The organism is Rhizobium deserti (assembly GCF_004358025.1).
Classification (GTDB): domain Bacteria; phylum Pseudomonadota; class Alphaproteobacteria; order Rhizobiales; family Rhizobiaceae; genus Neorhizobium; species Neorhizobium deserti.
The window spans coordinates 728,134-739,593 of sequence record NZ_SMTL01000003.1 but is presented as its reverse complement, the minus strand read 5'-3'; the positions used below and the strand labels follow the sequence as shown (position 1 = coordinate 739,593).

Annotated in this window: 10 protein-coding genes, 1 tRNA gene and 1 pseudogene; 3 read left to right on the top strand and 9 right to left on the bottom strand. The window is 60.8% G+C overall.

Translation table 11 applies throughout. The features are described 5' to 3' along the window. The first annotated feature begins 41 nt into the window (after window positions 1-41). Window positions 42-118 (top strand) — tRNA-Met (locus E2F50_RS15740). A 7-nt stretch (window positions 119-125) separates the two neighbouring features. On the opposite strand, the gene E2F50_RS15735 is transcribed toward E2F50_RS15740, so the two are convergent. From E2F50_RS15735 to E2F50_RS15705, 7 genes are all read right to left on the bottom strand, one after another. Further along, complete coding sequence (locus E2F50_RS15735) at window positions 126-332, bottom strand: hypothetical protein (protein ID WP_133317091.1); 207 nt, start codon at window positions 330-332, stop codon at window positions 126-128. Between the two features lie 286 nt (window positions 333-618). After that, window positions 619-1,728: a sn-glycerol-3-phosphate ABC transporter ATP-binding protein UgpC gene (ugpC, locus tag E2F50_RS15730; RefSeq protein ID WP_133317090.1), complete on the bottom strand. Its 1,110-nt coding sequence runs from the start codon at window positions 1,726-1,728 to the stop codon at window positions 619-621. A gap of 12 nt (window positions 1,729-1,740) precedes the next feature. Then, on the bottom strand, window positions 1,741-2,655 hold the full coding sequence (locus E2F50_RS15725; RefSeq protein WP_133317089.1) for an ABC transporter permease subunit: 915 nt from the start codon (window positions 2,653-2,655) through the stop codon (window positions 1,741-1,743). 24 nt (window positions 2,656-2,679) lie between these two features. Then, window positions 2,680-3,564 (bottom strand): carbohydrate ABC transporter permease, encoded by an 885-nt coding sequence (locus E2F50_RS15720; protein ID WP_133317088.1) that lies wholly within the window; start codon window positions 3,562-3,564, stop codon window positions 2,680-2,682. Between the two features lie 104 nt (window positions 3,565-3,668). Beyond that, window positions 3,669-5,024 (bottom strand): extracellular solute-binding protein, encoded by a 1,356-nt coding sequence (locus tag E2F50_RS15715; protein WP_133317087.1) that lies wholly within the window; start codon window positions 5,022-5,024, stop codon window positions 3,669-3,671. A 255-nt stretch (window positions 5,025-5,279) separates the two neighbouring features. Then, window positions 5,280-7,436: a methylmalonyl-CoA mutase gene (scpA, locus tag E2F50_RS15710; RefSeq protein ID WP_133317086.1), complete on the bottom strand. Its 2,157-nt coding sequence runs from the start codon at window positions 7,434-7,436 to the stop codon at window positions 5,280-5,282. Continuing rightward, window positions 7,408-7,650 (bottom strand): hypothetical protein, encoded by a 243-nt coding sequence (locus E2F50_RS15705; protein ID WP_133317085.1) that lies wholly within the window; start codon window positions 7,648-7,650, stop codon window positions 7,408-7,410. The genes scpA and E2F50_RS15705 overlap by 29 nt, the downstream gene beginning before the upstream one ends. Before the next feature lie 528 nt (window positions 7,651-8,178). Here E2F50_RS15705 and E2F50_RS15700 point away from each other — a divergent pair. Beyond that, window positions 8,179-8,448, top strand: a complete 270-nt coding sequence (locus tag E2F50_RS15700) for a type II toxin-antitoxin system ParD family antitoxin (RefSeq protein ID WP_133317084.1) — start codon at window positions 8,179-8,181, stop codon at window positions 8,446-8,448. Then, on the top strand, window positions 8,438-8,785 hold the full coding sequence (locus E2F50_RS15695; RefSeq protein ID WP_133317083.1) for a type II toxin-antitoxin system RelE/ParE family toxin: 348 nt from the start codon (window positions 8,438-8,440) through the stop codon (window positions 8,783-8,785). The genes E2F50_RS15700 and E2F50_RS15695 overlap by 11 nt, the downstream gene beginning before the upstream one ends. Before the next feature lie 21 nt (window positions 8,786-8,806). Here the strand turns inward: E2F50_RS15695 and E2F50_RS15690 are convergent. Together E2F50_RS15690 and E2F50_RS15685 are read right to left on the bottom strand one after the other, a co-directional pair. Further along, a pseudogene (locus E2F50_RS15690) lies at window positions 8,807-9,250 on the bottom strand (SRPBCC family protein). Between the two features lie 98 nt (window positions 9,251-9,348). Continuing rightward, the gene (locus E2F50_RS15685) at window positions 9,349-11,367 is read right to left on the bottom strand and encodes an acetyl-CoA carboxylase biotin carboxylase subunit (protein ID WP_133317082.1); all 2,019 of its coding nucleotides are present in this window, start codon (window positions 11,365-11,367) and stop codon (window positions 9,349-9,351) included. Between the last annotated feature and the right edge of the window lie 93 nt (window positions 11,368-11,460).

Sequence of the window (11,460 nt, the reverse complement as noted above, 5' to 3'; positions counted from 1 at the left end):
GTGCACCAAACAACTAAACTGCGTCGCAGTTACATCAATAACGCGGGGTGGAGCAGCCCGGTAGCTCGTCAGGCTCATAACCTGAAGGCCGCAGGTTCAAATCCTGCCCCCGCAACCAACAAAACTTACAACGCTTTCCAATCAGCCTCCGCATCAGTGAGTATGGCACGGAAACGCGCCAGAAAATCCAGCTTCTCATTGTTATCCTTGAACTCACCCGCCCTCACAGGGCGGGCGTAGTCGTTTACGTGCCGCTTCCGCAGGCCGGCGCTGTAGTCCTGAAATGCCTGCATCGAGGCGAGAATGGATTCCAGGCGCAGGACGATCGTCACGCAAAACCTGGAGGCTGGCAGAAGCCAACAATCCAAATCCGCCTACAGATCCGCGCCAGACGGGGGCGGATGCGCCAGCATATCGAGTGCCTTCTTCCCAGTCGTGATAACAATCCAATGCTTTGCGGGCTTGAACCAAGCATTCGAAGATCTCGCTTGCGCAAGAAGGCTGGCGGAACGGTCGAGCGCCGCCACTGACTTCAGCCATGATCGCTGTCGCGCTCTACGGAAGCTAGGTTCAAGGCGATGGGCAGGGAGCCACCGGAGGGCGAAAAGTCAACGTTCCTCAGGCGTGGGCGAGATTTGTGCCGGCGAGGGCAGGCGTAAGGATCGCCGCGCCGGTTTCGGCCGAATAAAGATGCATCCTGTGGGGGTCAATGACGATGCCAACACGGTCGCCCGGCTTTAGCCGGACGCTGTCCGTCAGTGCAACGGCAAACGGAAGCCCGTCGAAATCCGCATGCACGACCCGGCTCGCCCCCAGTTCCTCAATGAAATCAGCCGTCGCAACCAGCGCCCCCTGCGCTTCCGGCGAAACGAGCCGGGCCGCTTCCGCCCTTACCCCCAGCACCACCCGCTGGCCGGCAAAGGCTTGCCCCGCATCCTGCGGCAAATCGACGATCCGGCCTTGGTCGTACACGAAGGCGCCATCCTCGTTGACGCGGCCCTCGAGCAGGTTCATGGCCGGCGTTCCGACGAAGCCGGCGACGAAACGGGTGCGGGGAAAGTTATAAACGTCTTCGGGCGTCCCAACCTGCTCCACCTTGCCGGCATTCATGACGATGATGCGGTCGGCCAGCGTCATCGCCTCGTTCTGGTCATGGGTGACGAAGATCGAGGTGGCGCCGAGCCGCCGATGCAGACGGCGGATTTCTGCCCGCATGGCGATGCGCAGCTTGGCGTCGAGGTTGGACAGCGGCTCGTCGAACAGGAAGACCTTCGGCTCGCGGATCATCGCCCGGCCCATGGCGACGCGCTGGCGCTGCCCGCCCGAAAGCGCCATCGGGCGGCGGGCGAGGAAAGGCTCCAAGCTCAGCGCCTTGGCAACCTCGCCGATCCGCCGGCTGCGCTCCGCCTTTGAGACGCCGGCGACCTTCAGCGCATAGCCGATATTATCCGCCACCGTCATATGCGGATAAAGCGCATAGTTCTGGAACACCATAGCGCAGCCCCTTTGGCGCGGCTCCATCTGGTTGACGACCCGCCCGTCGATGGCGATCTCGCCGCCGCTGATCTCCTCGAGGCCCGCCACCATGCGCAGCAGCGTCGATTTTCCGCAGCCGGAAGGCCCCAGAATGACGATGAACTCGCCGGATTCTATTTCAAGATCGACGCCGTGCACGACCGGTGTCTTGCCGTAGCTTTTCTTGACGTCGCGGATGGAGATCGGTGCCAAGGCGGTAACCCTTTACTTGTCGGTGGAGATGAGGCCGCGCACGAACCAGCGCTGCATCAGGATGACGAGGATGAGCGGCGGCGACATGATGATCAGCGTCCCGGCCATGGCGACGTTCCAGTCCGGCAATCCGAACTCGGAAGGAATGAGCGTCTTCAGCTCGGTGACGGCAATGCCGAATTTCGGGTCTGTGGTGATCAGCAGCGGCCAGAGATACTGGTTCCAGGCCCAGACGAACATAATGGTGAAGAGGGCGATCATATTGGCGCGCGACAAGGGCAGCAGGACGTCGACGAAGAAGCGCACCGGCCCCGACCCGTCAATCTTTGCCGCTTCTGCCAGTTCGTCGGGAACGGTCAGGTAGAACTGCCGGTAAAGGAAGGTGCCCGTGGCCGTCGCCACCAGCGGCAGGACAAGGCCGGGATAGGAATTGAGCAGCCCCCATTCCAGCTTGATCTTGATTCCGAACAGCCAGGCGAAGAGCGAAGTCAGGCCGGTGACGTCGAGGATCGCCTGGAATGGCTGCAGGGCGTTGGCGGCGATCGAATAGGTCGGAACAATGCGCACTTCGAGCGGCAGCATCAGCGTGATGAATATCAGCCAGAAGATCAGATAGCGGCCGGGAAAGCGGAAATAGACGATGGTGAAGGCAGCCATCGACGACAGGAGAACCTTGCCGAAGGCGACGGCGACGGCAAAGATCATGCTGTGCACGAGCTTGTTGCCGAGATCGGCGCGTGTCCAGGCTTCCTGAACATTGGCCCAGAAATGCGAGCTCGGGACGAGCGGCATGGGAACCGTGTTGACCGCCTTCAGGTCGAGCGTCGCGGCGATGATGACAATGCCGAAGGGCAGCAGCGCAATCACCAGCCCGAGCGCCAGGATGGTGTAGCAGATCAGGTTGAAGATCGGCGTGCGTTCGATCATGGTTTGGGCCTCATGTCTGGTGCCTCACTTGTAATGCACGCGCCGCTCGATGAAGCGGAACTGGAAAATGGTGAGGATGATGACGAGCAGCATCAGGATGATCGACTGGGCGGCGGCCCCCGAATAATCGAGCCCCTTGAAGCCATCGAAATAGATCTTGTAGACCATGAGTTCGGTTGCTCGGGCCGGGCCGCCCTGGGTCATGATGTCGACGATGCCGAAGGAATCCTGAAAGCTTTCGGTGATGTTGATGACCAGCAGGAAGAAGAGCGTCGGCGTCACCAGCGGCAGCTGGATATCGAGGATGCGGCGCATCGGTCCGGATCCGTCCATGGCGGCCGCTTCGGTCAGGGAGCGCGGGATGCCCTGCAGCGCCGACAGGAAGAAGATGAAATTATAGCCGATATACTTCCACGAAAAGGCGACGATCACCGCAATCATCGCATCCTTGCCGTCGAGTGCCGGGTTCCACAGGCCGGGCCAGACCTGGTTGATGATCGACAACAGGCCGGCTTCCGGCGCCAGGATGAAACGGAATGCCAGGCCGAGAGCCGGGGCCGCGATCGCATAGGGCCAGATGAAGACGGACCGGTAGATCTTGTGGCCGCGCAGTTCGCGATCGGTGAGCAGAGCGAGGATGAGCGCGAGCCCCATGGCGATTGCGGTCGAAGACAGGCCGAACATCATGCTGCGGCCGATCGCGCCCCAATAGACCGGATCGCTCAGCAGCTGCGAGAAGTTGTCGAAGCCGACCCAGCGGTTGCCGCCGCCCCAGGGCTGTTCCAGCGTGAAGGCCCAGTACAGCGCCTGCGCACTCGGCCAGTAGAAGAACACGAAGATCAGGAGGAGCATCGGCACAACGAACAGAAGGCCGGTTATCGTGGAGGAGAAGGTAACGCGCTTTTCCATGGGCTCCGTCCGTTTGCAAAACGCCGGTCCGAAACGCTCAGGTTTCGGACCGGCAGTCGCTGTTTCGTCTTGCGCTATTATGCGCTCAGACGAAGATGCGGGGATCAGGGAAGCTGGACATTTTTGTAGGTCTGCTGGAAGCGCCGCAGGATCTGGTTGCCGCGGTCAGCAGCCGAGTCGAGCGAAGCCTGCACATCGGCATTGTTGATGAAGATCGCCTGCAGGCCGTTGGCGATTTCGGTGCGGACCTGCAGAAGGCCACCGAGACGCATGCCCTTCGGCGCCGTGTCGTCGGCCGGCGAGGCGGTCAGGCTCTGAATGGCGAGTTCACGACCGGTATAGGGTGCCTTGTCGTAGAAGCCTTGGCTCTTCAGGTACTCGAAGCCGGAGTTCCGGACCGGGATATAGCCGGTGACGGTAGACCAGGTGAGGGCTTCTTCCGGCTTGGCGATAAAGTTGAAGAAGGCGGCGGCGGCCTTGTATTCGGGTTCCGAATGACCCTTCAGGACCCAAAGCGAGGCGCCGCCGACGAAGGACGAATGACGCTTGGCATCGGCATAGGTCGGGAGCATGGAGACGCTCCAATTCATGCCCGGCTTGGCGGTGCGGCCAATATTGCCATGGTCGCCGACGGAGGTCAGGATCATCTGGCAATCGCCGGCGGCGAAGGCTTCAATGAAGGTCTGGCCGACGGCCTTGTTCTTGATGACGGCAAGCTTGGCGTCATACCACGTCTTGAGGTCCTTGATGTAGGACACGAGCAGCGGGTTCTTGTTGTAAATGAGTTCGGCGTCGAGGCCTTCGAAACCGTTCCTCTTGGTGGCCATCGCTTCGCCGTTGACGGCTTCGAACTGCTCGACGAACTGCCAGACTTCGTTGTTGGAAATATCGAAGCCGAGCGGGCAGGCATAGCCGGCATCCTTGAGCTTCTTCAGGTCCTCGCCGGCTTCCTGCCAGGTGGTCGGAGCGTGATCCTTGCCGATCTTGGCGAAGGCGTCCTTGTTCCAGTAAAGGAGCGCCGTCGAAGAGTTGAAGGGGAAGGAGTACATTTCGCCCTTGGAGGTGGCGTAATAACCGGAAATTCCGGAAAAATAATCCTTCCAGTCGACGTCATAGCCCATGTCCTTCATGAGCTTGTTGGCCGGGTAGTAGGCGCCCGACAGCATGATATCGAGCGTGCCGGCGTCGGAGACCTGGGCTATGGTCGGCTGCTTGTTGGCCCGGAAGGCTGCAATCGTGTTCTGCAGCGAAGCATCGTAGGTGCCCTGGCTGGTGCAGATGACTTCGTATTCCGCCTGGGACTGGTTGAAGCGATCGCACTGTTCCTGGACACGCTTGGCGATGTCACCGGAATTGCCGAACCAGAAATCGATCTTGGTCTTGTCGGCGGCGGAAGCGGGGCCAGCAAGGAAGGCTGTCGCGAGAAGGGCGCCAAGGGCGCCAAGAAGCTTGGCTTGCATGAGAACCTCGAGGGAAAGGAGACGCGGACGTTTGCGCCAGCCCTATTATCCGGTTCAATATGCGGCGGCCAATGAAGTTTATATGACGCAGAATCTGGCCGAATGACGCTGTCACAAAACCTTAAAACTTGAAGCTATCTCCCATTGTTGATCATGCGATGCCCAGTTCCAGGCACGTATATTTCATGACATGAATCTAATCATCATTATTTTACAGAAATACGTATGGCGAGAGAAATGATGCTTGCATTTGTCTCACGCGACACTGTTTCGGCGGCGCCCCTCCAAAAGGTCGATGATCAAATTGGCGGCATCGAGAACATTGGTGCCGGGACCGAACACGGCCGAAACGCCGTTTTCCAGCAGGTAGTCGTAATCCTGCCGCGGAATGACGCCGCCGACCACGACGATGATGTTGTCCGCCCCCTTCGCCCGCAAGGCTTCGACCAGCTGCGGCGCCAGCGTCCGGTGTCCGGCCGCCAGCGACGACATGCCGACCACCTGCACCTTTTCGCTCACGGCCAGATCCGCCGCCTCGTCCGGCGTCTGGAACAGCGGCCCGGCTAGAACTTCGAAGCCGATATCGCCAAAGGCGGAGGCGATGACCTTGGCACCGCGATCATGGCCATCCTGGCCGAGCTTGGCGACGAGGATCTTGGGCTTGGCGCCAAGGGTTTGGCCATAGCCGCCAAGGCGTGAGACGATGGTCCGGTATTCCGGATCATCCTCATAGGCGGGGCCATAGATGTCGGAGACCACTTCCGGCACGGCGGAATGACTGCCGAAGGCTTGGCGCATGGCATCCGAAATCTCGCCGACTGTGGCGCGCGCGCGGGCCGCCTCGATCGCGACTTCCAGCAGATTCCCTTCGCCGGTCTCGGCGGCCTCCTCCAGAACGGCGAGCGCCGCGGAAACCCGCGCCGGATCCCGCTGGCGGCGCACCTCTTCCAGGCGCTTGATCTGGCCGTTGCGCACAGCCGTGTTGTCGATTGCCAGGATATCGATCGGATCTTCGTTCTCCAACCGGTATTTGTTGACGCCGACAATGATCTCCTCGGCCCTGTCGACCTTAGCCTGGCGCAGCGTAGCGGCCTCCTCGATCAGCCGTTTCGGCATGCCGTCCGCAACCGCCCTGGTCATGCCGCCCATGGCCTCGACCTCCTCGATCAGCGCCCAAGCCTTTTCCGCCAGTTCGTGTGTCAGGCTCTCGACATAATAGGAGCCGGCCAGCGGATCGACGACCTTGGTGACGCCGGTCTCATGCGCGAGGATCAACTGCGTGTTGCGAGCAATGCGGGCCGAGAATTCGCTTGGCAGGGCCATGGCTTCATCCAGGGCATTGGTATGCAGCGACTGGGTGCCGCCAAGCACGGCAGAAAGTGCCTCATAAGCAGTGCGGATGACATTGTTATAGGGGTCCTGCTCCTGCAGCGAGACGCCGGATGTCTGGCAATGGGTGCGCAGCATCAGCGATCCGGGCTTTTGCGGCTGGAATTCCTCCATAATCCGCGACCAGAGCAGGCGTGCGGCCCGCAGCTTGGCCGCTTCCATGAAGAAGTTCATGCCTATGGCGAAGAAGAAGGACAGGCGCCCGGCGAAGTCATCGACATTCAGTCCCTTGGCCAGCGCCGCACGCACATATTCGCGACCGTCGGCCAGAGTGAAGGCCAGTTCCTGCACCAGCGTCGCCCCTGCCTCCTGCATATGGTAGCCGGATATCGAAATCGAGTTGAAGCGCGGCATTTCCTTGGCCGTGTATTCGATGATGTCAGCAACGATCCGCATGGAAGGTTCGGGCGGGTAGATATAGGTGTTGCGGACCATGAATTCCTTGAGGATGTCGTTCTGGATCGTGCCCGACAGCTCGGCGCGTGAGCAGCCCTGCTCCTCGCCGGCGACGATGAAAGAGGCAAGGATCGGGATCACCGCGCCGTTCATCGTCATCGACACGGACATGTCCTTCAAGGGAATGCCGTCGAAGAGGATCTTCATGTCCTCGACCGAATCGATTGCCACGCCCGCCTTGCCGACATCGCCCTCGACGCGAGGATGATCCGAATCGTAGCCGCGATGGGTGGCGAGGTCGAAGGCGACGGAGAGGCCCTTCTGGCCGGCAGCGAGATTGCGGCGATAGAAGGCATTACTTTCCTGCGCCGTGGAGAAGCCGGCATATTGGCGGATCGTCCAGGGACGGCCGGCATACATGGTGGCGCGCGGTCCGCGCACGAAAGGCGCAAAGCCGGGCAGGCCGACGAGATGATCGATCCCCTGAAGATCCTCGGCCGTATACAGCGGCTTGACGTCTATGCCTTCGGCGGTGTGCCAGACGAGCGTTTCGGCTGGGCCCTTGAGCTCCTTTTCGGCGAGCAACTGCCAGTCTTGCTTACCGATCGGGCTCGGTTTTTCGACCATCGCATTCTTCCTCCCGTTCGAAATCATATTCCACCTTGTTCCGCATCCTGGCAATCAACCTGCGCCCGGCTTCAAGCTCTTCTTCGAGATAGGTCAGCAATCCGGCAAGACGAGGTGGAGCCTCCGAGAGAAGCGTCTCGATCTGGGCGGGGCTCCAGGTCCGACGGTTCGGGTTCCAAGGCGGCGGCGGCAGAAAGTATTTCCGGTATCGCATGGTGGGCTCCTGTTATCCGGGCGGATTAATCCCTTGGTGATCGTGACCTTTCAAATTCGGACGGGGCGCTGAAAGCTGCCTCGTAATGGTTTAGTATGGGTGACACCTCTCAGCGCCCCGTTCGGCGGTTTATGTCCGCAAGCCCGATCGCTTGAAATGGACGACACCGGCTCGACCCGATGCCTCGTCCGACAGATCCTGCGCGGCTTGATCGACGCAAGCTCCGACGGATTTTGAAGGACGGCGGTGTTTCACCCGCCGCCGCACATTTCCATGGGCTCGAGGCCCAGCCAGGAGACGCCTCTCTGGCCGCGATCTTTCGCGGACCCGGATCATGAGCTTTTGCGTCTTTCGCTCATGCGCCGCGCCGGTTCCGCCTCGCCAGCACGCCTGCCGGTGTATCCGAGGGCGGAACGAAGCTATTGTAGGCACAGGTTCGGGAGGCGGGGAAACTGCCGGACATATTTTTTTGCAAATTGACGTTTATACTACCCAGTAGTAAATTTGCGAGGAAAGGAGGGCCCTGCCATGTCCGTCAAATCTTCCGTCTCCATCTCCAAGCAACAGGATGCTTTTGCCCGCAAGCTTGTCGAGGAAGGCCGGTATTCGAGCCTCAGCGCCGTTATTCAGCGCGGGCTTGAGCTCCTTCGAGAAGAGACAGAGCTGAAGGATGCCGAACTGGCGGCGCTGAAAGCGCTGCTGGATCGCCGCGCCGGAGGCAAGTTTGTGACAATGGAGGAAAGCCATAAACGCGTTGAAGCGATGATCAAGGCGAAGAGAAAAGCTTATGGCCTATAAGGTCGTGCGCTCGGAGGAAGCCGACCACGATTTCGAGCTGATCTTCGACCACCTGTTCATGTCATACATGACCTTCGACGAGCCTCTGCAAGATGCCTTCGCCAGGGCAATCAAACGCATCGCAGCGATCGAGACCGACATGGAAACCTTGTTGCTTGCTCCATTTCAGGGAACGCTGGATAGAAACCTCAGGCCGAATTTACGATACGTCGCGAAGAACCAATCAGTCTTCTACTTCGAAGTCGACGAGGAAGAGCTCAGTATCCGAATCCTAGCCATCTTCCTCAGCGGCCAAGACCACCAGCGACATATGCTGAAGCGGCTGGGCGACGCGTGATCCATTCGCTGCCTAGATGTGCTAATCGTTGATCTCGGGCTCGACGAGTTTGGCCAAGTTGCGGAGCGATTCCTGCCAGCCGAGATAGCAGGCTTCCGGCGGGATCAGGTCCGGTATGCCGGCCTGGATGATGTTGATTTCGGTGCCGACCGGCACGGCCTTCAGAGTGACCGTGACCTCCATCTCGCCCGGCAGGTTGGGATCGTCGAACCGGTCCGTATAGCGGACGCGTTCGCTGGGGGTCAGTTCAAGATATTCACCGCCAAAGGAATGCGCGCCGCCGGTGGTGAAGTTTCGGAACGACATCCCGTATTTACCGCCGACGACCGGATCCAGCGAATGGACCGTGCAGGTAAAGCCGTTCGGCGGCAGCTATTTGCCCAGAGCATCGGCTTCGGTGAAGGCGCGATAGAGCTTTTCTGGGCGGGTCGTGAAGACACGGTGCAAGGTGATGGTGCTGGGCATGAGCTTGATCTTCCCAATCCACGGTGATGGCCCAAGGACGAACCAATCCTCAACGATCCAACATTTGCCATGCGCAGTTCCGGATCGATTGCCCGTCCTTACTCGAATTCCATGATCAGTTCGTCCACGGCCAGGCTCTGGCCGGCACTGGCGGCAACGCGGCTGACCACGCCCCTGCGCTCCGCCTTGAGTACGTTTTCCATCTTCATCGCCTCGACCGTGGCCAGCACCTGGCCGGCTTCGACCTGATCACCTGCCTGCACCGAAACGGAGGTGATGACGCCCGGCATGGGGCAGAGCAGCATTTTCGACGTATCCGGGGGCAGCTTCACCGGCATCAGCCGGGCAAGTTCCGCCACCCGCGGCGAGCGAACGCGGGCGATGACATCCATGCCGCGCCAGCGCAGCCGGATGGTCGATGCAACGAGATTGATCTTGACGCCCATGGGCTCGCCGCCGACCTGGAAGCGGGCATGGCTTTGGCCGGGGCACCAGTCGCCGGTGAGGGTAAGGCTTGTGCCGTCGGAGAAAACCATCGAGCCTCCATCGAGACCGCCTTCGAGCGTCACGGCCTCCTCATAGCCGGCCAGCGTCACGACCCAATCCTTGCCCACCATCGGGCTAGGACTGCCGATCCTACCGGAAATCTGCACTGCCCGTTCCCGGAGCGTCTGGTTGATGAAGACCGCGATGGCGGCGAGCTTTTTGGCCGCCGCCTGATCCGGATGGACGCCGGAAAAACCATCCGGGAATTCCTCGGCAATGAAGGCCGTGGTGATCTTGCCCGAGCGGAACCGCTCATGCTCCATGACCGCCGACAGGAAGGGCAGGTTGTGGCCAATGCCGTCCACCTCGAAATCGTCCAGCGCCCTGCTCATCGCCTGGATCGCGATCAGGCGTGCCTCATCCCCCTGACCCGGCGCCCAGCTGCAGAGTTTTGCGATCATCGGGTCGTAATACATGGAGATCTCGCCGCCCTCGAAGACGCCGGTATCGTTGCGCACCACGGTTCCGTCAGGCTGCGGTCCCTCCACGGGCGGGCGGTAGCGGGTGAGCCGGCCAATCGAAGGCAGGAAATTGCGATAGGGATCCTCGGCATAGAGCCGGCTTTCGATTGCCCATCCGTCGAGCTTCACATCCTTCTGGCCGAAGGATAGCTTTTCGCCGGCGGCGACGCGGATCATCTGCTCGACCAGGTCGATGCCGGTCACCAGTTCGGTCACCGGATGTTCCACCTGAAGGCGGGTATTCATTTCCAGAAAGTAGAAATTGCGGTCGCCGTCGACGATGAATTCCACCGTGCCGGCCGAAAAGTAACCGACCGCCCTGGCGAGCGCCCCGGCCTGTTCGCCCATCGCCTTGCGGGTAGCGGCATCGAGGAAAGGCGACGGGGCCTCCTCGATGACCTTCTGGTTGCGCCGCTGGATGGAGCATTCGCGCTCGCCGAGAAAGAGCGTTGTGCCGTGTTGGTCGCCGAGAACCTGGATCTCGATATGGCGCGGCTGGGTGACGAATTTCTCGATGAAGATGCGGTCGTCGCCGAAGGAGGCCTTCGCCTCGTTCTTCGACGACTGGAAGCCTTCGCGCGCCTCTGCGTCGTTCCAGGCAATCCGCATGCCCTTGCCGCCGCCGCCCGCCGAAGCCTTGATCATCACCGGATAGCCGATGCCGGCGGAGATCTTGACCGCCTCGTCGGCGTCGGCGATCAGGCCCATATGGCCGGGCACGGTGGAGACACCGGCTTGCGCCGCGATTTTCTTCGAGGTGATCTTGTCGCCCATTGCCTCGATGGCCTTGACCGGCGGCCCGATAAAGGCGACGCCCGCTCTTTCGAGCGCTGCCGCGAAGACCGGGTTTTCCGACAGGAAGCCGTAGCCGGGATGCACGGCATCCGCGCCGGTCTGCAAGATCGCCTCCATGATCCGGTCGATGACGATATAGGACTGGTTCGAGGGCGCCGGGCCGATATGCACCGCCTCGTCGGCCATCTTTACATGCAGCGCGTCGCGATCGGCATCCGAATAAACGGCGACCGTGGCAATGCCCATCGCCCGCGCCGTCTTGATGACCCGGCACGCGATCTCGCCGCGATTGGCGATGAGGATTTTCTGGATCACTGGCGTGTGTCTCCCGGGACCGGGGTTTCGATAGGGAGGAAAGCTGCAGGCACGTGGTCGGTCAGCCAGCCCCCGTTTTCTTGGCTGATTCCT

Excerpts from the sequence above, each read along its gene's own strand:
- E2F50_RS15725 (WP_133317089.1), bottom strand. The coding sequence starts at position 2,655 with ATGATCGAACGCACGCCGATCTTCAACCTGATCTGCTACACCATCCTG.
- E2F50_RS15720 (WP_133317088.1), bottom strand. The coding sequence starts at position 3,564 with ATGGAAAAGCGCGTTACCTTCTCCTCCACGATAACCGGCCTTCTGTTC.
- E2F50_RS15715 (WP_133317087.1), bottom strand. The coding sequence starts at position 5,024 with ATGCAAGCCAAGCTTCTTGGCGCCCTTGGCGCCCTTCTCGCGACAGCC.
- scpA (WP_133317086.1), bottom strand. The coding sequence starts at position 7,436 with ATGGTCGAAAAACCGAGCCCGATCGGTAAGCAAGACTGGCAGTTGCTC.
- E2F50_RS15705 (WP_133317085.1), bottom strand. The coding sequence starts at position 7,650 with ATGCGATACCGGAAATACTTTCTGCCGCCGCCGCCTTGGAACCCGAAC.
- E2F50_RS15700 (WP_133317084.1), top strand. The coding sequence starts at position 8,179 with ATGTCCGTCAAATCTTCCGTCTCCATCTCCAAGCAACAGGATGCTTTT.
- E2F50_RS15695 (WP_133317083.1), top strand. The coding sequence starts at position 8,438 with ATGGCCTATAAGGTCGTGCGCTCGGAGGAAGCCGACCACGATTTCGAG.